The organism is Altererythrobacter sp., from assembly GCF_050299635.1.
Lineage (GTDB): Bacteria > Pseudomonadota > Alphaproteobacteria > Sphingomonadales > Sphingomonadaceae > Erythrobacter.
This window is the reverse complement of sequence record NZ_JBNKWF010000020.1, coordinates 37612-58340: the sequence shown is the minus strand read 5'-3', so window position 1 is coordinate 58340 and position 20729 is coordinate 37612. Positions and strand designations below refer to the sequence as shown.

Annotated in this window: 19 protein-coding genes; 4 read left to right on the top strand and 15 right to left on the bottom strand. The window is 60.4% G+C overall.

Annotated elements, in window-relative coordinates:
- On the bottom strand, positions 1 to 360 hold a 360-nt coding region (locus tag ACQY6C_RS11325), incomplete at its 3' end, for an alcohol dehydrogenase catalytic domain-containing protein (protein WP_427968784.1).
- 345 nt (positions 361 to 705) lie between these two features.
- Here ACQY6C_RS11325 and ACQY6C_RS11320 point away from each other — a divergent pair.
- Positions 706 to 1485 (top strand): IclR family transcriptional regulator, encoded by a 780-nt coding sequence (locus tag ACQY6C_RS11320; protein WP_427968782.1) that lies wholly within the window; start codon positions 706 to 708, stop codon positions 1483 to 1485.
- A gap of 31 nt (positions 1486 to 1516) precedes the next feature.
- Here ACQY6C_RS11320 and ACQY6C_RS11315 read toward each other — a convergent pair whose 3' ends face one another.
- The 8 genes from ACQY6C_RS11315 to ACQY6C_RS11280 are packed head-to-tail and all read right to left on the bottom strand — an operon-like array spanning position 1517 to position 8195.
- Positions 1517 to 2362, bottom strand: coding sequence for a fumarylacetoacetate hydrolase family protein (locus tag ACQY6C_RS11315; RefSeq protein WP_427968780.1), 846 nt, complete (start codon positions 2360 to 2362; stop codon positions 1517 to 1519).
- The gene (locus tag ACQY6C_RS11310; protein ID WP_427968778.1) at positions 2359 to 2706 is read right to left on the bottom strand and encodes an L-rhamnose mutarotase; all 348 of its coding nucleotides are present in this window, start codon (positions 2704 to 2706) and stop codon (positions 2359 to 2361) included. Before ACQY6C_RS11310 ends, ACQY6C_RS11315 begins: the two co-directional genes overlap by 4 nt.
- A complete protein-coding gene (gene fucP, locus ACQY6C_RS11305) occupies positions 2706 to 4022 on the bottom strand; it encodes an L-fucose:H+ symporter permease (protein ID WP_427968776.1) in 1317 nt (438 codons plus the stop codon). The genes ACQY6C_RS11310 and fucP overlap by 1 nt, the downstream gene beginning before the upstream one ends.
- 34 nt (positions 4023 to 4056) lie before the next feature.
- Positions 4057 to 4803 carry an SDR family oxidoreductase gene (locus ACQY6C_RS11300; protein ID WP_427968774.1) on the bottom strand — a complete coding sequence of 249 codons (747 nt, stop codon included), beginning with the start codon at positions 4801 to 4803 and terminating at the stop codon, positions 4057 to 4059.
- Entirely contained in the window at positions 4800 to 6023 is a 1224-nt protein-coding gene (locus ACQY6C_RS11295) for a UxaA family hydrolase (RefSeq protein ID WP_427968773.1), read from the bottom strand. Before ACQY6C_RS11295 ends, ACQY6C_RS11300 begins: the two co-directional genes overlap by 4 nt.
- Entirely contained in the window at positions 6020 to 6331 is a 312-nt protein-coding gene (locus ACQY6C_RS11290; RefSeq protein WP_427968771.1) for a UxaA family hydrolase, read from the bottom strand. Before ACQY6C_RS11290 ends, ACQY6C_RS11295 begins: the two co-directional genes overlap by 4 nt.
- Positions 6324 to 7154 carry an amidohydrolase family protein gene (locus ACQY6C_RS11285; RefSeq protein ID WP_427968769.1) on the bottom strand — a complete coding sequence of 277 codons (831 nt, stop codon included), beginning with the start codon at positions 7152 to 7154 and terminating at the stop codon, positions 6324 to 6326. The genes ACQY6C_RS11290 and ACQY6C_RS11285 overlap by 8 nt, the downstream gene beginning before the upstream one ends.
- Positions 7155 to 7160: 6 nt before the next feature.
- On the bottom strand, positions 7161 to 8195 hold the full coding sequence (locus ACQY6C_RS11280) for an aldo/keto reductase (protein ID WP_427968768.1): 1035 nt from the start codon (positions 8193 to 8195) through the stop codon (positions 7161 to 7163).
- 459 nt (positions 8196 to 8654) lie between these two features.
- Between ACQY6C_RS11280 and ACQY6C_RS11275 the strand changes: the two genes are divergently transcribed.
- The 3 genes from ACQY6C_RS11275 (at position 8655) to ACQY6C_RS11265 (ending at position 14646) form a co-directional block, all read left to right on the top strand.
- Positions 8655 to 9899 (top strand): glycoside hydrolase family 5 protein, encoded by a 1245-nt coding sequence (locus tag ACQY6C_RS11275; RefSeq protein WP_427968766.1) that lies wholly within the window; start codon positions 8655 to 8657, stop codon positions 9897 to 9899.
- A gap of 259 nt (positions 9900 to 10158) precedes the next feature.
- Complete coding sequence (locus tag ACQY6C_RS11270; protein ID WP_427968764.1) at positions 10159 to 11955, top strand: DEAD/DEAH box helicase; 1797 nt, start codon at positions 10159 to 10161, stop codon at positions 11953 to 11955.
- 291 nt (positions 11956 to 12246) lie between these two features.
- Positions 12247 to 14646 (top strand): glycoside hydrolase family 95 protein, encoded by a 2400-nt coding sequence (locus ACQY6C_RS11265; RefSeq protein WP_427968762.1) that lies wholly within the window; start codon positions 12247 to 12249, stop codon positions 14644 to 14646.
- A 111-nt stretch (positions 14647 to 14757) separates the two neighbouring features.
- Here the strand turns inward: ACQY6C_RS11265 and ACQY6C_RS11260 are convergent, their stop codons facing one another.
- The 6 genes from ACQY6C_RS11260 to ACQY6C_RS11235 all read right to left on the bottom strand — a co-directional run bounded on the left by ACQY6C_RS11260 (position 14758) and on the right by ACQY6C_RS11235 (position 20714).
- Positions 14758 to 15729, bottom strand: a complete 972-nt coding sequence (locus ACQY6C_RS11260) for a fumarylacetoacetate hydrolase family protein (RefSeq protein ID WP_427968760.1) — start codon at positions 15727 to 15729, stop codon at positions 14758 to 14760.
- 4 nt (positions 15730 to 15733) lie between these two features.
- Positions 15734 to 16513: a cyclase family protein gene (locus tag ACQY6C_RS11255; RefSeq protein ID WP_427968758.1), complete on the bottom strand. Its 780-nt coding sequence runs from the start codon at positions 16511 to 16513 to the stop codon at positions 15734 to 15736.
- Positions 16510 to 17667, bottom strand: a complete 1158-nt coding sequence (locus ACQY6C_RS11250) for an alpha/beta hydrolase family protein (RefSeq protein WP_427968757.1) — start codon at positions 17665 to 17667, stop codon at positions 16510 to 16512. Before ACQY6C_RS11250 ends, ACQY6C_RS11255 begins: the two co-directional genes overlap by 4 nt.
- A 4-nt stretch (positions 17668 to 17671) precedes the next feature.
- Positions 17672 to 18574 (bottom strand): VOC family protein, encoded by a 903-nt coding sequence (locus tag ACQY6C_RS11245; protein ID WP_427968755.1) that lies wholly within the window; start codon positions 18572 to 18574, stop codon positions 17672 to 17674.
- A 28-nt stretch (positions 18575 to 18602) separates the two neighbouring features.
- The gene (locus ACQY6C_RS11240; protein WP_427968753.1) at positions 18603 to 19718 is read right to left on the bottom strand and encodes an FAD-dependent oxidoreductase; all 1116 of its coding nucleotides are present in this window, start codon (positions 19716 to 19718) and stop codon (positions 18603 to 18605) included.
- An 81-nt stretch (positions 19719 to 19799) separates the two neighbouring features.
- Positions 19800 to 20714, bottom strand: a complete 915-nt coding sequence (locus ACQY6C_RS11235; RefSeq protein ID WP_427968751.1) for a LysR family transcriptional regulator — start codon at positions 20712 to 20714, stop codon at positions 19800 to 19802.
- Positions 20715 to 20729: the final 15 nt, after the last annotated feature.

Here is a 20729-nt window from a genome sequence, read left to right as displayed (position 1 = left end):
TGCATGCTCCGGCGTCAGGCCGGTAGCATCGACCAGAGCACTTTCGGGTACACAGACAAACTCGGTCATGGCACCATCCTGATGCACGCCAAGTACGGAGATGTTCCGGCAGCAATTCGGCTTTCCGCGCCGACACGCCCGGCAACGACCACAAGCGATATAGGGGTTAACCGTTACCAATTGACCGATGCGGAAGGCCGAGCCTTCGCCAATTGAGGCGACCGTTCCGGAAATCTCGTGCCCCATCACCCGTGGATAGGTAAGGAAGGGCTGGGTTCCAGAGTAGATGTGGTAATCGGTCCCGCACAGGCCGACCCGCTCGACTTTAAGCAAGGCCTCCCCAGGGCCGGCAACGGGCATCTCGCGCTCCACGGTCGACAAGGCGCAAGGCGCATCGCACAAAATTGCCTTCAATTACCTCACCCCGTCGTGGCAATGCCTAATCCCTTTTCATATATAGTTTCGTACTTTCTTTTATGCAATATTCCTGACCGCCGATCCGGGTGCTGCAGTAAACTGCCAAGACAGCTAATCGAATATGTAGCTTGGGCGCCCCTAGGCAGAGACGTTGCTTGAGATGCTCGGCCATGGCGAAGCTCCGGGCACGCCGTTGCATGACGGTATTAATCGCCATTGCAATTGCCGGAGAATTTGACAAAACGCGGGCGTGGGTGGCGAAACGGACGCCAGTGAGGGGAACCGAAAATGCCGCGATCAGAACTCAAGCGGGCCTATGCGGCTCCCGCGGTCGAAAAGGCCTTTGAGGTAATCGAATACCTGGCCGCCCACCCTAAGGGGGCTCTAATTAGTGAAATTGCGGCTGACCTCGGGCGAACGGTAGGCGAGCTGTTCCGAATTGTCGTGGTGATGGAAAACCTCGGCTATCTGCGCAAGTCCCGCACAACCGACCGCTACACGGTCACCTACAAGCTCCTCGATGTCGCCTTCCGCGCAACGCCTTCGCAAGATCTTGTCCGTGCTGCTCTCCCCGAAATGCAGGCACTGGCGCTCGAGACGGGTCAATCCTGCCATCTGGTCGTACCAAGCAAGGGACACGGGATGGTCGTCGCTCGCGAGGAACAACCGGGCACGCGCGGCTTTTCCCTGAAAGTTGGCGCACGGGTCGATATCATCAACAGCTGTTCGGGTCAGGTTATCCTGGCCTTCTCCGATCCCATGCGGGTGGAACGGATCGTTGGCGAAGCCGAAGAAGAAGGAAGCCAGAAGGTCGATCTGGAGTGGCTGAACAAGAGGTCGGAGGCAATTCGCAAGGCAGGCTTCGACCGCCGGAAGAGCCCAATAACTTATGGCGTGACCGATATCAGTTTTCCCGTTTTCGGTTTCAAGCAGGACGTGCAGGCCGCCCTGACCATCCCCTTCATGTCCATGATCGACGGTTCGCAAAAGGTCGAGTTGGACGAGGCATGCGAAATCCTGCGCCGCACAACCGAGCGAATTTCAGACCGGCTAGGTTATCAGGCCTGACACCCGTCTCACAGCAGTTCGGCTGCAATCGTCAGTCGCAGTCGACGACCACCTGACGCTGGACACCAAGCCCGGCGATTCCCAATTCAACCACATCGCCCGGCACAAGAAAGCGCGGTGGGTTTAGACCCATTCCAACCCCGGCCGGCGTCCCGGTGGTGATCACATCGCCCGACTGCAAGCTCATGAACTGCGAGACATAGCTGACGATCGCAGCGCAATCGAAGATCATATTGGCACTGGTACCATCCTGGTACCGGGTTCCGTTGACCTCCAGCCACATATCAAGGTTGCCGGGATTGCCGACTTCGTCTGCAGTGACCAGCCAGGGACCGATCGGACCAAAGCTGTCGCAACCTTTGCCCTTGTCCCATGACCCGCCGCGTTCCAGCTGGAACTCGCGCTCGGACACATCGTTGCAAATACAGTACCCGGCAATCGCGGAACGCGCCGTTTCGACATCGGCGTAGGATATCGGCGAACCGATCACCAGGGCCAGTTCGACCTCCCAATCCAGTTTGGTGCTACCACGCGGCCGAATGATCGGATCGTTCGGACCGCTGACAGCGCTCGTTGCCTTGGTGAACATGATCGGCTCGCTGGGCGGAGTCGCGCCTGTTTCGGCTGCGTGATCGGTGAAGTTGAGCCCGATGCACAGGAACTTGCCGATGTTCCCGACGCAAGGGCCAAGGCGCGGGTCACCTTCAACCAGCGGCAGTTTCGACGGATCGAGTTCGGCCAGCCTGGCAAGACTTGATGGAGAAAGCACCGCCCCATCGATATCTTCGATCACGCCGGAAAGGTCGCGGATCCGGCCATCTGCGTCCAGCAGCCCCGGTCGTTCCGCGCCGCGATCCCCAAAGCGAAGCAATTTCATTCAATGTCCTTCCGCAAGTGTTCAGCCAGCATGAAGATGCACTCGGCTGGTTGCCATTTCACGCCTTCAGCAGCGGATGGAACGGGTTTCTGGAACCGGTCCATCTGCGCTTCCCAGGCCTGCGATTCCGCACTCCCGGTGCGGTCCTGCGGCTGGGCGTTCCCTTCAGTCTCGGTAATCATGACCAGCCGATCGCCGGTCCGATAGATCTCCATCACCAGATTGCCGGCATCGACGATATCCTGCAACACCCGCGCTGGAACGTTGCCCGGTCGATGCCATTGTTCGTACTCCTCGGCCAGCGTCTCGTCGCTGAGATCGAGCACATAGACCTGCCGCGCCATCAGGCAACCTCCCTCGATGTGTCGAGACTGACGCGGCGGCCAAAGTGTGCGACAACAAGGAAGCAGACCAGTGGCACGATCATCGCCAGGGAAAGTGATTGGAGCCGGTCGGCCAGCAGGCCTGTCAACGGCGGGAAGATTGCCCCGCCAATGATGGACATGACGATCAGCGAAGAGGCCATTCGTTTACTTTGCCCCAAGCCTGCAAGGCCAAGGGTGAAGATGGTCGGAAACATGATCGACATGAACAGGCTTGTCAGCCCCAGCGCGACCACCGCGACCATACCGCCAGCGACCATCGAAATGCCGCAGAGTACAGCTGCGATCAGCCCGTAAGCGGTCAAGAGCAGCGGCGCCCTTGCAAAGCGCATCAACCCTGCCCCCGCGAAGCGCCCGACCATGAACAGGAACAGACTGAATCCCAGCCATTGCGCGGCCAGTTTTTCGCCGATCCCGGTCAGGTCCTGGGCAAAGTTGATAAAGTAGCTCCACACCGTCACCTGCGCGCCCACATAAAAGAACTGGGCCAGGATTGCCGCGCGCAGGCGCGGGCTACGCAACGCTGCGCGCAAGCCGCCAACGGCCGGCCCGGAGCCCTCTTCCTCTGCAATTGCCGGGAAGCGGGTCAGCGCGACGATTGCGGCAAGAGTCAGCACCACGCCAGCAAGCGCCAGGTAAGGCAATCGCACCGCAAGCGCCTCAGTCGCGCGATAGGAATCTATTTGCTCGGGAGTCATGGCAGCCAGATCAGCCGCGCTATGATCGATGCCAGAAAAGATCAGTGCACCGCCAAGAAAGGGCGCGACCACACCGCCAAGGCCGTTGAAGCTCTGCGCAAGGGTCAGACGCTGCGCCGCACTTTCCTCGCGCCCCATGGCGGCAATCAGCGGGTTAGCTGCGGTTTCGAGAAAGGCCAGGCCCGCGGCGATGACATAGAGCGCAATCAGGAAGAACCCGAACTCACGCACTCCGGCCGCAGGCCAGAACAGCAAGGCGCCTACCGCATAGAGCCCCAACCCTGCGATGATCCCAGCCTTGTAGCCGCGCCTGGCGATGAACCACCCGGCGGGGAGAGCGAAAGTGAAATAGCCAAAATAGAATGCAGTCTGGATCAGGCCCGACTCCATTCGCGTCAATTCAAGCGCCTTCTGGAATTGCTTGATCAGGATATCATTGAAATTGTTGGCTATCGCCCACATGAAGAACAGGCTGGTGACAACCGCGAAGGCCACCAAAAAGCCGCGCTCCACCAATGGTGCCCGATCTTCTCCGGCGACTTGCGGCGCATCCGCTGTTTCGAAATGCGTGGGTGTCACTGCAATCCCCTCCCCTTTTAATGATCCGCAGCCATCAGGCGTTGGACCAGCCCCCGTCGATTACTTGGCATTGCCCCGTCACGAAGGCTGCAGCATCGCTGGCCAGCCACAGCACCACAGCCGCCACTTCTTCCGGCGTGCCGAGCCTTCCGAGCGGCTGGCGCGCAGAGAACCGGGCCAGCGCTGCTTCGAAATCGCCTGTCTCACGCAGTCGATCTTCCAGAGAAGGCGAGCGAACCGTGCCCGGACAGACCGCGTTGCAGCGGATCCCCTGGGTCACATAGTCCACGGCAACGGCCTTGGTCAGCCCGACCACAGCAGCCTTGGTCGTGTTGTAAACGAACCGATCGGGCACACCGATGATCGCACCTGCAACCGAAGCGATATTGACGATGGATCCGCCGCCCGCATCGATCATGCCCGGCAGGAGTGCGCGGATCAGCCGCGCCATAGTCGCGACATTGATCGAGAATGCCTCGTCCAGGTCGGCGTCGGCGCTGTCGAGCAGTGCGCCCCCATGGACCTTGCCGACGCTATTGACCAAGATCTGATAGGATGAACCGTCTTGCGGGACGAGCGCCGCGATTTGTGCAGGATCGGTCATTTCGACAATTTGGGTACGGCAACCGGTAAGCGCATCCAATGTCTCGGCATTGCGATCGACGGCGAGAACGTCCGCTCCCTGCGCGGCCAGCAGCTCGGCGCAGGCCTTGCCGATCCCTTGTCCGGCGCCTGTTACCAGCGCACGCTTGCCGGTCAGATCGAATGGGTTGGTGGTCATCTCTGGCTCCTGACCGGCAGGCAGGCCGGGCCAGCCGGTTCGAATTGCTTGTAAGTCAGGACGAATTCCTGATGGCCCATTTCCTCTGAAAGGCTACGCGCTCCGCCAGCGACATTGATGACGGCCTCGTAGATTTCTCCCGCGACCTGATCGAGATCGGCTACGCCGGTCAGAATGCGACCCGCATCGACGTCCATATCGTCGGCCATGCGGGCATAGGTTTCCGGGTTCGCACAAACCTTTATGACCGGGCTGATAGCCGATCCGACTACCGAGCCCCGGCCTGTGGTGAACAGGATCACGTGGCAACCGCAAGCGATCAGTTCGACGATTTCGGCATTGTCCGAGATATTGGGAAAGCCGAAACGGACCTCTCCATCGGGCACCACATCAAGCAGATAGAGACCGGGGCCGGGAGGCTGATCGCCAGGCTTGAGCAAGCCGGAAATCGGGCTGTCGCCGGATTTGGAATAGGCACCGAGCGACTTTTCTTCCTGCGTCGTAAGCCCGCCTTCGGCATTGCCGGGCGAAAAGCTGCCGTAACCCAGAACGGTATAATAGCGCTCGGCCTTCTCCACCGATTGCTCGATCAGCGCGCCCAGCTCGGGCGTGATTGCGCGATCTGCCATGACCTGTTCGCATCCGATCAGCTCGCCGGTTTCTTCGAAGATGCAAGTTCCACTTTCGGCGATCAGCCGGTCAAACGTGCGGCCCACGGCCGGGTTTGCAGTGATCCCGCTGGTCCCGTCCGATCCGCCGCAAATCGTTCCGACAACAAGATCGGCAACGCCCATGGATACTCGGGGAGTGTTCTCGGCGCTTATCGCCTGCAGCTCACGAACCTTGGCCACGCCAGCCTCGATCGTCTTGCGAGTGCCGCCCTGCTGCTGGATGACCAGCGTTTCAACCGGGCGGCCCGAGTTTGCAATGCGCTCTGCCAATCCTTCACGATCGAACCCTTCACAACCCAGCGAGAGCAACAGCACGCCACCCACATTGGGATGGGTCGCCAACCTTTCCATCATCGTATCGGCATAGACGCTGGGGAAGCATCCCGGGAACCCGATCAACTGGACATCGTCGTCAGCAATTTCGGTAACGATCCGGCGCGCCACGTGGTGCGCACATTCGACCAGATAGGCGACCAGAAACACATTGCGGATGCCCTTTCGCCCATCGGGACGGAGGTAGCCGTTCCATACGGCGAGATTTTCGTTCATTTCGTATCTCCGCCGCGCAGGACATCGCGTTCATGCGAAGGAATGTAGTCGCTGCGCAGATTGTGCCGGTGAACGTGTTCCCCGCGGGCTGCAGGGCTGACCATCGTTCCTATCGGGATGCCATGGCGCAGCACCTTGTCCCCGCACGCAAGATCGCGGCGCGCCAGCTTATGGCCAATGCCGATTGAACTGGCCGCGATCACTTCTTCGCCGTCGAACGCGACCCGCATTCCCGCCTCGACCGGCGCAATGCAGATAACCACGTTGTCAGCAGGGTGCAGGGCAATGGCCTGCGCGATATCAGTCATGGTCGATTCCGTAAAAGCGTGCAGCATTGCCGCCAAACACAGCGGCGCGCTGAGTGGAACTCAGATCATCAAACAGCGCCAAAGCCTGATCGAGCCAGGCCTGGTAGCTGCCAGCAAGGTTGAGGACCGGCCAGTCGCTGCCCCACATCAATCGCTCCTCGCCAAAGGCAGCGCGGACAGTGTCGACATATGGCTTGATCGCAGCCGGGGTGCAGTCTTCTCCCGCTTCGGTCCAGAGGCCGGAAACCTTGCAATGGACGTTGGGGTGTGCGGCAAGGTCCGTGATCGATTTCTGCCATTTCGCAGGATCGCTCTCGGCAATCGCCGGCTTGCCGCAGTGGTCAAGAACGATCGGCAAATCAGGATGGCGCGCGGCCAGCGCGGCGATATCGCCGATCTGGTCTTGGCGGACCAGCGCATCGAAGCGCAGGCCGACGGCAGTCATCGCTTCGAAGACAGGCTCAAAAGAGGTCTGCAAGATCCAGCCCGGTTCCGGCTCGCTCTGGATCATCGGGCGCAATCCCTTGAGCCATGGATTGTGCGAGAGTGTGCCCATCTGCTCGATCGCATCTGCGGCAGCGAAATCGATCCAGCCCACCACAGCTTTGACGTGAGCGGTTCGCTCGGCAAGTGCCAGAATATAGCGGGTTTCCTCAACTGCCGGAGCAGCCTGGACCAAAACGGTCCCGGTAACGCCGGCCTCAGCCAGCAGTGGCTCAAGATCAGCCGGACCGAAATCCCGGTGGATTGCCTCGAGATCTGAGGTCGGCCAATCGGCAAACGGATTGGCGAGAGACCAGAAATGCTGATGCGCGTCGATCATGCCGCATCAATCCTGCCGCGCGACAGGCGCCGGAACAGGCGCATTGTCCGCTATAATATGTTCGGACTTGAGCGAAGCCCAGAACGATTCCGGGATCGGCGTCCCAGCCAGAGCCAATGTGTGGTCGACCAGCTCCGCGCTACCCAGTCCCACCAGGGCCGTGGCCATGACAGGATGCGCCCGGGCGAATTGCAGAGCGGCGGCAGCCATTGGCACTCCGGCCTCGCTGCACAGCGCCTCTATCCTTTCGACCCGCGCAATGACTTCGGAAGGCGCAGGTTCATAGTTAAAATAGACCGGCTGACCCGTGCCTGTCCCCGTCGCCAGAATGCCGCTGTTGTAGACTCCGCCGGCCACGATCCGCGCGCCATGATCCGCAACTCGATCGAAGAAGCCGTTCAGCGGATCCTGCTCGAGCAAGGTGTAACGTCCGGCCAGCAAGAAACAGTCGAAACTTCCGATGGCCATGGCCTGGTCGATCACGGCAGTCTCATTGACACCAAGCCCGATCGCATCGACTGCGCCGCTGCTGCGCAGCTCGTCCATCGCCCGGTAGCCACTATCCGCAAACTGCTCGAAATAGTGCAGATGCATCTCGCCATGAGTCAAAGCCCCCAGGTCATGGGCGTAGAGGATCTCGATCCTGTCCACCCCCAGTCGGTGCAGGCTATCCTCAAATGATCGCATCACTCCGTCGTAGCTGTAATCAAGGCGCACGGTGTTCGGCAGGGGATCGGCAAAGCCGTCACGCATCTGAGGCAAGACTTCGCTGGTCGGGTCAAGCAGACGGCCTACCTTGGTCGAAATAGCGATGTCGCTGCGCGGCAGATCGCGCAGGCCTTCACCCAGCCGTTTTTCGGACAGGCCCATGCCGTAAAATGGCGCGGTATCGAAATATCGCACACCGCAATGCCAGGCACGGTGCACTGCCTCGATTGCTTCGGATTCTTCGATGGACTGGTAGAGATTGCCGAGTACCGACCCGCCGAAACCCACTGGCGCATGTCGTACGCGTCCCCACAGATCTCTGGCTTCTCCCATAGGCGGCACGTAGGATCATCCTTTCCATATATGCAAGTTCATTTTTGCATTAAACCATGAATATCTATCAGGCGACAGACAGAATCCGGGCTGCTCGACGAACCCGAATGGGGCGATGCAAATCGCATGCGATCTCGAGAACGCCAGACTCTTTTTGTATGAGTTACTGATTCGGGTCTCGTCAACAGTTATGCAGTCCAATCTCATCACCGGCAGCCTCAAAACCAAGGTTCTATACCATCGGTACCATACGCCGGCGATCTCCATATCCTGTTGTTTTGCAGTTGTTTGATGGGGAGTCTCAGCGAACCTCTGTTTGCGGGAATGCTTTTTCATTTTTACTTATAAAATATTCTTGTTAGTGGAGCTCTGAATCCCAGACAGACGTCACCCGTCCACCGGACCTCAACCACCGATATTCGGGGCGCCTGAGAATAGACCAAGACAAGGAGAGCATGCGTGAAGCTGGCGAGACGTGAGATTATTGTTTCGGCAATTGCATTGGCTGCCACTGGATGTGGCGGCGGTGAGGGATCGACCTCCTCCTCACCTCCACCTCCTCCGCCGCCTCCCCCTCCGCCGCCGCCTCCGCCGCCGCCTCCTCCGCCATCCAGCCTCTATCCGAGCTACAACACGGACCCGATCGCAGACATTTCCACGAACATGGGAACGGCCGTCGAGGTCGCCGGAAAGTTCACTCTCGGCTTGAACATCGGCAACACGCTGGAGGCCATCGGTGGCGAAACCTTCTGGGGCAATCCGATGATTACCCAGGCTTTCGTAGACAAGGCCAAGGCATTGGGATTTGACGCGATCCGACTGCCATGTTCGTGGGATCAATATTCGGACCAGGATACGGCCGAAATTCAGGCAACCTGGCTCGATCGCGTCAAGGAGGTGGTGCAGTACTGCATCAACGCCGACATGTACGTGTTCCTGAACATCCATTGGGATGGCGGCTGGCTGGAAAAGAATGTCACTGAGGACAAGAAGGACGCCGTGAGTGACAAGCAGAGGGCGTTCTGGGAACAGATCGCCACGCATCTGCGCGATTTCGATGAGCGCCTGCTGTTCGCCAGCGCAAATGAACCGAATTGCGATACGGAAGAGCAGATGGCCGTCCTGTATGAATATCACCAGACCTTCATCGACGCCGTCCGTTCGACTGGCGGGAGAAACGCCTATCGCGTCCTGGTTCTGCAATTGCCGAACACAAACATCGATCTGTCCAGTACGCTCTGGACCAAAATGCCCGACGACACAGTCCCTGACCGATTGATGGTCGAGCCGCACTTCTACTCGCCGCCGAACTTCTGCATTCTCACCGAGGACGCGAGCTGGGGCAAAATGTTCTTTTATTGGGGGAAGGACTACCACTCCACAATCGAACCGGATCGCAACGCCACCTGGGGTGAAGAGGACCACATCGACCAGCAGATGCAGCTGGCAAACGATCTGTTCGCCAGCAAGGGCATTCCCATGCTGCTTGGCGAATACGGGGCGCCGAGGCGTTCCAACCCGCTCGACCTTGATCTGCACCTGGCGTCGCGCGCGCACTGGATGAAGTATGTAACCCAGAAGTCTCTCGAGAATGGGCTGAAACCGTTCTTCTGGGACATTGGCGATCTGATCGATCGCAGCACCTTGGTGGTCAAGGACCAGCAGGGCCTCGATGCCTTGCTGGAAGGTGCCGGCAAGAAATAAGCAAACACTCCGCCGGGGTTGAGGGGCAGGTGGCGGGCGACCGGCACCTGCCTCTTCGTATCTGGGCATCAGATTCGTACCGCCACCGGGATTCAGACAACCTGAGTCCGGAAATTTCCTTTTTCGCAAGCCAAGAGTGAAATCCGCGCCTATGGGAGGCGGCAATCACCCAAACCGGATTGCGTCAGCGCTCCAATCCCGACCCGAATTGCGCAGTTCGCGCCAATTCGGCGCGCCCCTCTCAAATCAGGCTAATGCCATGAACTTTCCTCCCCTTCCCTCCAGCCTAGAAGCTGCCCTTGCCGAACGCGGCTATTCAACGGCCACCCCCGTGCAAGCTGAAGTCATGCAACCGGAAGCATCCGGCCGCGACCTGATCGTTTCCGCCCAGACCGGCTCAGGAAAGACGATCGCCTTCGGATTAGCCATGGCAAAGGAATTGCTTGGCGAAAGCGATACGATCGGGTTCTCGGAAAAACCGCTCGCCCTTGTCGTAGCGCCGACACGTGAACTGGCCCTGCAGGTAAGCCGGGAATTGGCCTGGCTCTATGGCAAGGCCGGCGGACGCATCGCGACTTGTGTTGGCGGCATGAACCCTTCGCAGGAGCGCAAGGCCCTGCGCAGCGGAGCAACCATCGTCGTCGGCACGCCTGGCAGGCTCCGTGACCACCTCGAACGTGGCGCCCTCGACTTGTCCAGCCTTGCAGCAGTCGTGCTCGACGAGGCGGACGAAATGCTCGACATGGGTTTTCGCGAGGAGCTTGAAGAGATCCTCGACGCAACGCCGGAAACACGCAGGACGCTGCTATTCTCCGCCACGATGCCCCGCCCGATCGAAGCGCTTGCCCGCCGCTATCAACGCGATGCCTTGCGTATCGCCACGATCAGCGACGGGCGCGGCCACGGCGACATTTCCTATCAGGCCGTCACCGTCTCGCCGCCCGAAATCGAGAATGCGGCTGTCAATCTCTTGCGCTATCATGAGGCCGAGACCGCCATCCTGTTCTGCGCAACCCGTGAGAAGGTTCGGCACTTGCACGCAACTCTGCAGGAGCGCGGCTTTGCAGTCGTCGCCTTGTCGGGAGAGCATTCCCAGTCTGAAAGGAACCAGGCACTTCAGGCCTTGCGCGACCGCCGGGCCCGCGTGTGCGTCGCCACTGACGTCGCTGCACGCGGCATCGACCTGCCATCGCTCAGCCTGGTCATCCATGTCGAGATTCCGCGTGATGCCGAAACCCTGCAGCACCGTTCAGGGCGGACGGGCCGCGCGGGCAAGAAGGGCACGGCTGTGCTCATCGTCCCGTTCTCACGGCGCAAGCGTGTCGAATCGATGCTGCGCCATGCGAGGATCGCAGCCGAATGGACCGATGCGCCTGATCGCGACGCCATCAAGGCGAAGGATCGCGGACGGTTGCTGGAAAAACTGCTGGAGCCAGTCACTATTGACGATGACGACCGCGAATTGGCTGAACGCCTCTTGGCCGAGCGCACACCCGCCGAAATCGCCGCCATGCTCGTGCAGGCTCATCGCGCGAAAATGCCGGAGCCGGAAGATCTGATCGCAAACACGCCCGAAGCGCGGCGAGAAGCGCAAAAGGAACGCCACCGGCCCGGTTTCGAGGATATTGTCTGGTTTCGAATGGACCTGGGCCGGCGCCAGAACGCAGATCCACGCTGGATCCTGCCGCTGCTCTGCCGCCGCGGGCACATCACGCGCAATGAAATCGGCGCAATCCGGATTGGACCTGACGAGACGTTCTTCCAGATTCCGCGACAGATCGCGGACAAGTTTGCCGATGCATCTGCGCGCTCAGCCCAAAGTGACGGCGACGAAGAGCCAGTTGCGATCGAACGATCGGAAAGCGGGCCGCGCGAAACCGCCCGCGTCAATCGCAAGCATCGCTCCGCGCGGAGCAATGCGGATGGGCCGCGAGTACGTGCAAAACCTGGCTTCAAGAAGTTCGACAAGAGCAAGGGCAAGAAGCGAGACGCTGGCAACAAGGCGAGCAGACCCCGCAAGAGCGGAAAGCCACCAGCTCACGACAAGCGCAAATAGCCAAGTGTACAAACCAAAGCGATGACGGCGCGGGAATGCGCTTTGACATAGCAATGCGCCCGCAATCGACAGCACTGGCCGTGAATGATGCAACTCCCATCGGGGCTTTCGCCCCCCATTTTGCGCTGATCCCTATCCTCAGGATCGATGAGTGGAGCGCTCGACCTGTTGCGCAGCCCCAAGTGCGCACCGACTGACATTTCGCGGGAAGCCATTGACATCCTGACATGACAATTTAGTCAGACAAATAAAATTGAAGGGATGAGCATGATCATAAGTCGGCGAGGTTTTATGGCAGTCTGCGGATTGGCGGCGCTGCCTTTCAAGCTCGGCGCAACCACGCGGCCCGGCGCTCTGGACCTGATTTACGGCAAGCCAGCGGGCGAATGGGTCGAAGCGCTGCCCGTGGGGAACGGCCGGATAGGCGGAATGGTCTTCGGCGGCGTTCTGCAAGAGCGGATACAGCTCAATGAAGACACGCTTTGGGCAGGCTCGCCCTACGACCCGAACAACCCCGATGCTGCGGAAAATCTCGCCCGGGTAAGGGAGCTGATCGATCGCGGCGAGTTCAAGCAGGCCGCGGACCTGACGGCTGCGGCACTCATGGCGAAGCCGCTGAGGCAGATGCCTTATGGTACGGCGGGAGATATTTTGATCGATCTTCCCGGCACGGAAGCCCCGCGCACTTACGAGCGCGGCCTTGACCTGCACGAGGCGATCCAGCGCACGTCCTATCGCAACGGCCAGGGTGCGTTCCTGCGCGAAACATTCGTGAGCCCGGTCGATCAGGTCCTCGTCGTCAGGCTTACGGCGACCGATGGTGGCAAGCTGGACCTTAACGTCCGGTACCGGCATCCCGGACCTGCTCAGTACGGGCTGGTCCGGTACGATGGAAGCTCAGGCGAATTGAGAGCGGCGGGTGCATCGTGGGACCACCGCGAGCCATTGCGGAGTGCCGAGCGGCCCGCCGATATCGCTATCCAGCCAGATGGAGCCAGCGCGCTGCTGATCACCGGCAAGAACGTCTCGGCCGAGGGCATACCGGCTGGCCTCAGCTATGCGGTGAACCTTCGGGCAGTCGCCGATGGCCGTGTCGCGACTGATGGCGAAACGCTGCAAGTGCGCGGCGCGGAGACGGTCACGCTCTATGTCAGCGTGGCAACCAGCCATGTGACCTTCAAGGACGTCAGCGGCGATCCGGTATCGCGCGTTCGACGCGACACAATTGCCGCGGCACAGCGGCCCTACGCCGAATTGAAAGCCGAACACGTCCGCAGCCATCGCGAGCGATTCGACCGCTTCGATATCGAACTTGGCGGAGGCGCGTCACCCGCTGGACCGACCGACCGGCGCATCATCCACGCCGCGCATCGGGACGATCCCGCGCTCGCCGCACTCTATGTCCAGTATGCGCGCTATCTGCTGCTGTCTTCCTCGCGCGAGGGCAGCCAGCCGGCGAACCTCCAGGGTATCTGGAACGAAGGCAACTTCCCGCCTTGGGGCAGCAAATACACGATCAACATCAATACCGAGATGAATTACTGGCCGGCTGCCCCAGCCAACCTTACCGAGTGTTTCGAACCTCTCTTGCGCATGGTCGAGGATCTGACCGTGACAGGCGCCGTAACGGCCCGCGAGATGTACGGCGCGCGGGGCTGGATGGCGCATCACAATACCGATCTGTGGCGCGCCACGGCGCCCATCGATGGCCCGATGTGGGGCATGTGGCCGGCAGGAGGCGCATGGCTCTGCACCACGCTATGGGACTGGTACGATTACACCCGAGACCCACAGGTGCTGAAGCGGCTCTATCCTGTGATCCGCGACGCGGCGCTGTTTTTCGTCGATGCGCTGGTCGAGGATCCCCAGGGCCGAGGGCTGGTCACATCGCCCTCGATTTCGCCGGAGAACCCGCACCCCTTTGGAGAGGCGATCTGTTCAGGCCCGGCCTGCGATCGCCAGATCCTGCGCGATCTCTTCGATCGTGCGCGGATGGCCCATGACGCTGTCGGCCAGCCCAAGAAGGACCGGAAGATCATTGCCGAGATCGCAGCAGCGCGCAGCCGACTGGCACCAGACCGGATCGGTGCGCAGGGCCAGCTTCAGGAATGGCTCGAGGATTGGGACGCACAGGCGCCTGACCAGCAGCACCGCCATGTTTCGCATCTCTACGCGGTCTATCCGAGCATGCAGATGAACCTTCGCGACACGCCGGATTTCATCGAGGCCGCCAAGGTGACGCTCAACACCCGCGGCGATCTGGCGACCGGATGGGGCACTGCCTGGCGGCTGTGCCTCTGGGCGCGGATGGGCGAGGCCGAGCGCGCCTACAGCATCCTCAAGGGGCTGCTTGGCTTCGAACGCACTTATCCCAACATGTTCGACGCGCATCCGCCATTCCAGATCGACGGAAACTTCGGCGGCGCAGCGGGAATCCTCGAGATGATCCTGCAGAGCTGGGGCGGCGAAATCCACCTGCTGCCCGCTTTGCCTTCGGCCTGGAACCGGGGTCGCGTTCGGGGAATCCGCGCGCGCGGCGGAGTGGTGGCGAACCTCGCATGGGATCAGGGGCGCCTTGTCTCCGCGAACTTCAGCGGCCCGAAGGGCAGTGAACTCAAATTGCGCTATGACGGCGCGGTTCATCGGTTGAAGTTGGCAAAGGACGGCACCGGCCAGCTCTTGCTGCCGTAGCAAGGGGGCACCGTTAGCGAGGAACATCCGGCGTTTCTTGTAGTGCTGCCGGGTTTGACAGCCGAGCCCAAGCGTTGGCCCGAACTTCCGATGCCGAAACAGGAACGTGATCTAGCCGCGTCCTGGCCCCGACACCTTGGCAATTTTCTGGTCGAGCGCACCGAAAGGACCCCCGGGCACCTGCATTTGCACGCGATCTCCGAACCGCAGGAAGGGCGTCGTTGGTGTACCGGACACGATCATTTCGATCGCGCGACGTTCGGAGATGCAGGCGGAGCCCACGTTGGCATAATCGGCATTGGAAACGGTGCCGGAGCCGATGATTGTTCCCGCCACCAGATCGCGGGTGCGGGCGGCATGGGCGATGAGTTCATGGAAACCGATTTCCATCTCGCCGCCATTGGGGTTGCCGAACCACTGGTCGTTGAGTTCGACTTCGAGCGGCAAATAAACTCTCCCGTCTTTCCACGCATCTCCCAGCTCGTCGGGCGTCACCGCAAATGGAGCGGCGGAACAGGCGGGCTTGGCCTGCACCCATCCGAAGCCGGTCTTCATCTCGACCGGGGCAATGGCCCGCAGCGACCAGTCGTTGATAAGAATGATGAGCTTGATGTGCTTCATCGCCTCCTCTGCGTTGGTACCCATGGGCACCGCGTCGGTGATGACTCCGAACTCGCCTTCGAAATCGATGCCGTCCGCCTCGCTGGGCAGGGGCACATCGGCATGACCCGGGAGGAAACGGTCCGACATGCCTTGGTACATGAGCGGACGGTCCGTTTCGATCGGCGGCAGGCCGAAAGCGCGCTGCATGAGCTCGCCATGCTGCGGAAATGCCGACCCGTCGAGCCATTGCCAGCTGCGCGGTAGCGGCGCGAGCAGACGGCCATGATCGAGTGCTTCGCCCTCGCCCTGCACCAGCCGCGCATCAATGTCTCTCAAGCCGGCTTCCGCCTTGTCCCATTGCTCGATAGCCTGTTGCAGCGTGTTGGCGATACCTGCTGCGGCGAGGCAGCGCCTCCCGTCCGCCGAGACGATCACAAGCTGCCCATCGGGCCGACCGTTGTCGAGGGTTGCAAACCGCATGACCCTATTCCTCAAAAATGGCCACGGCACGGGTCCATCCGGCCGATGCGCCCTTTATCTTGTGCGGGAAGCAGCTGACGGTGAAACCGTCGGGCGGAAGGACTTCCAGATTGTGCAGCTTTTCAAGGTGACAATAGCCGATGTCGCGGCCCGCCTTGTGCCCTTCCCAGATAAGCGATGTGTCGCCTGTCTCCTTCACCTTTTCCGCCGTGTGGACAAAGGGCGCATCCCAGCTCCATGCGTCCGTTCCGGTCACGCGCACACCGCGAGAGGTGAGATACATCGTCGCTTCATAGCCCATGCCGCAGCCAATATTGACAAAATCCGGATTACCGACGGCCTTTCCGGCCGCCGTGTTCACCAGAACGATCTCAAGTGGCGCCAATTCATGGCCTATCCGCTTCAGCTCATCTTCCACGTCCTGTGCCGTAACCACATAGCCATCCGGGAAATGGCGGAAGTCCAGCTTTACGCCTGGCTGGAAGCACCAATCGAGCGGCACCTCGTCAATTGTCATGGCAGGCTTTCCGCCATCCTGCGTCGGATGGAAGTGCCACGGTGCGTCGAGATGGGTGCCATTATGCGTGGTCAGCGTTACCAGTTCGGCCGCCGCGAATCCCGCCCCGTCCGGAGTGTCGGCAACGGTCACGCCGGGAAAGAAGAAGCCCAGTTCGGCGATCGTCTCGTCATGCGTCTGGTATTCAATCTTTGGCCGCATGAACGGCGGATCGGTGATTACGTCGTTTTCAAGCAAGATCGACAGATCGACGAAGCGGCGGGTCATGCGGTGCGTCCTCCCAGTGTCTCGGCGAACCAGTCTGCAATGCAATCGCGGCCATAGGACATATTGTCCGCGCCCACATGTTCGACTCCGCCCTCACGTGCGGTGAAGATCACCTTTTCGCGCCGGGGCGAGTTCTCCAGCTGCTCATACAGATCCTCGGCATAGCTGACACTGATCTGACGGTCCTGCGCGCCGTGGGCAACCAGGAAGGGCACACGGATGCGGTCCATATGTCCATTGAGGTTCATGCCCTTCGACTTTTCAAGAAACTCGTCCATATTCTTCGCCCCAAAGGCCCACATAACATGCGCCCAATAGTGCGGCACCGGATTTTCACCTTCGCGCTGTAGCCTTCTGTCCTGCACTTCGCGCCAGTTATGATTCGCACCCCAGGCAGCGCCTGAAGCAAAGCGAGGCTCATAGGCAACCGCGCGCGGAGCAAAGTGGCCGCCGAGTGATATTCCGGTCATGCCGATCCGCTTTGGATCGACATCCGCTTGTTGCTCGAGCCAGTCCACCGCCTTCGATGCCCAGCTTTCGCTGTGCGGATCGACAGGCAGATCCTGCAGGCGAAGCGCCTCGCCGCTGCCCGGCTGATCGACGCAGAGCGTGGAAACCCCGCGCCGGGCCAGTGCCTCGGGCAAGCGTGACCAGTAAAGCAGTTCCTTGCAGCTATCGAGGCCGTTGCAATAGACCACTACCGGATGCGGCCCTTCGCCCGGCGCGCGGGTAAAGAGCGCCGGCATGGTGCCCTTTTCAAGCGGTATTTCCGCCCGCTCGCGGTTGATCTTTCCCAGCACGGTCGAACGGTCGAAAGTCTCGCGCGCCTTTGCATAGGTGGCCTGGCGCCCCGGATGTCCATGGCCCTGCATCCGTTCGGCTGTGAAAAGGTAGAGCGCCGCGCGTTCCAGCTTGTTCGACGCCGAAATTGCGCGCCCCTTCGCCTCATCTTCGCCGGCAAGTTCGATCAGCTTGTCTCCCATCGCCACCCATTGCGACATAAATTGCGGCGTGCCCGCATCCGCGCCGCTCGCGGCAGCGTCGCGGATGGGCTGGCACATATCTACGATCTCGCCGATCCGGCCGCCGCTCTCCATTGCGATCGCGACCGAGAGGTTCCAGATATAGTTGGGAAAATATTCGAACAGCGCCACGCGATCAGGCCTCCACCGCCACGAACAGCCCTGGGTTGGGTGCCGCATGCGGCAGGGTCTGCGGGCCGCCGACGCCAATGCCCCATTGATCCATGACCATCGGCGCAGGAGTATAAACCGTCGGCTCGCGCGCTTCGAAGTCCACCTCTTCCAGTTCCGATGTATATTCGGTGACAAAGCCATTGGGCGTCACGAAATAGCTGAATGTGTTGTTGCCGGCGGTATGACGGCCAGGTCCCCAGCCCATGTCTACATTCTTCAACTTCAGCCGGTGCGCGCCGCGCATCATGTCGTCGATCGAAAGCATGTCATAGGCCACATGATTGAGACATGGCGGCCCCGGAAGAATTGCGATCCGGTGATGCGCAGAATTGCAGCGCAAGAAGCACATGAAATCGCCCAGCCAATCGGAGATCCTGAAACCCAGCACATCGGTGAAGAACTTCACCAGCGCCTGATGGTCGGGCGAATGCAGCACGATATGACTGATCTTGACCGGCAGGCCTTCCCAATGTGTGAGCTCGCGCGCCGGGCCAACTGCGACATCGCTCGAAATCTCAAACTGAAGGCCGTCGGGCGAGAAGAACCGAAAGCCATAGCCGCCGCCGGGAGTCGCAAGATCGCGCGGTTCATGAATGATTTTCGCGCCCGCCGCCGTCACTTTGCCATGCAGTGCATCAACGTCGGCGCGGTCGTCTGCTGCAAGGGCAATGACATCGACGCGGTTTTCGTCGGCCTGCCTCAGCCGCACGACATGATGCTCGGCATGGCCAGGAGTCTTGAACCAGGCCATGTCATCGTCCGACGGCACAGGATCGAGCCCGAAGACCTCGCCATAATAGTGCTGCTCGGCCTCAAGATCAGTAATGCCGTAGCCGACATAGCGAATTTCGGTAACGCGGCTCATTGCTGGATTCCTTGTCGAAAGATTGAATTCATATGGCCTGCGAAACCACGGCGAACATTTCGGCCGTGGCCTTGTGGTTGTCGACTGGTGGCCCCTTGCCCAGCTGACCGTGGCAGATGGCGAGGCTGCTTTCGACAATGTAACGACAGCGTTCATAACGGCGGCCGCGGTAGGCCTCCAAAGCGACCTCGACGTCCTCGTGCTTTCCGAGTTCGTTGGCCAGCACGATTGCATCCTCGACCGCCATGCCTGCCCCCTGACCCAGATGGGGCGTCGTGGCGTGGACGGCATCGCCCAGCAGACCGACACGCCCCTTGCTCCACGGGCCATGGACCATCATGCCTTCCAGCGGCCGGTAAACAACGCCGTCGTCATCTGTAATCTGTTCGGCCAGGGCGCGGATTGCAGGTGCACATCCGGCAAGCTTGCCGCGCATCGCCGCCGCCAGCCCTTCGCGCGGATAGCGTGGGTTGTCCGGCTCCGCTGTGGTCACGTACATATACATTAGTTCCGGCCCGATCGGCACGAGCCCGGCTCCAGTGGGGCCGTTATAGACCTGCAATGCGTCAAGGTCTGACGGGCGCGGCAGGTTGTAGCGCCACACGGCCTGGCCGGTGAAAACCGGACACTCGGCATCGGGCAGGATGAGGTCGCGGATCTGCGAGTAAACGCCGTCCGCACCGACCACCATATCGAACGCGCCCGCCGTCCCATCGGAAAAGGCCACATCGACCTTAGTTCCGTCATCCGACAGGCTTTCGACCGTCACTCCAAGCCTGATTTGCGCGCCCAATGCCTTGGCGCTGTCACCCAAAACGGCCTGCAGGGCCCGCCGTCCGATCCCTACATTCGCGGGCTTGCCCTTAACCAGCCGGGGCGATGGAACACGCGCCACCATGGTTCCATCGGGCGCGAAAACCTCGACGGCGTCGAAACCGCAGGCGGCGTCGAGAAACTTGTCCAGCACACCGAGCTGATCCATGGCGCGCAGAACATTGGATTGCTGAATGATACCGACGCCATAGACCGACCATTCAGGATCGCGCTCGATCACCAGCACTTCATGACCGGCACGGCGCAATGCTATAGCTGCCGAAAGACCGCCAATGCCTCCGCCCACAATCAGGACATTCAATTTCGCCATTCGCGCACCGTCTTGTCTGTCGCCTCCTGCCCTAGCTTGAAACGACACATGCGCAAAAATGACTCTCTTTATACCTATTGATCAATTTCGTGAATAATTGGCAGCGACTTCCATAAGGGTGCCGATAAGCCAGCGCAGACCCGCATCATCAGCCCGCGCGCGATGATATTGCGCCATTTCGCGCATCCGTGGCATGGCGAATGGCAAGGGCACATAGGTAATCGGGTAATGGTGGGAGGCCTTTTCCGCGAGCCGTCGGTGCATGACGGCAAGGCGTCCTGTTCCAACCAGCAGTTCGGGAATGAGGGTGAACGAGGAGACGCGAACCTCGATGCTCCGCTCTATCCCCCTTGAGCGCATGAACGATTCCGCAAAGGAGGCAGGATTGACCCGACCGATCTCGACGGCAACATGCCCGGCGCGCCTAAACACTTCCGCGTCGATTTCCCCCGCGAACAGCGGGTTCTCGCGCCAACCGGCCACCACATGTTCTTCCTCGAACAACAGCTCGGCCGGATGATCGTCGCTGATGTAGGCTTCCGGCGTCAGCAGCATGTCGATCTCACCGCGATCGAGTTCCACTGTGGCATCATCGTCAAGCGGCACCAGCTCGATTTTGATATGCGGTGCCAATGATTCCATCCTGGGCAGCAGAGGTGAGATCAGCACGCTGGACAGATAATCCGATACGCAAAGCCTGAATGTCCTGTTGCTCGTGAGCGGATCGAAATTGGACGAAAGACTGATAAGCGCATCAATATCGCCAAGAACGCCCGCGATTGCTGGGCGAAGCCGCATTGCATAGGGCGTAGGCAACATCCGCTTGCCATGGGCCACTAGCAGCGGATCATCGAAAAAGGTCCTGAGACGGGTGAGAGAAGCACTGATCGCCGGTTGACTGAGGTTAAGACGCTCGGCCGCGCGGGTCACGCTGTGCACTTCCAGCAACGTGTCCAGGCAAACCAGAAGGTTCAGGTCCAGCCCCTTGTAACGCATTCTCGCCCCTCACCT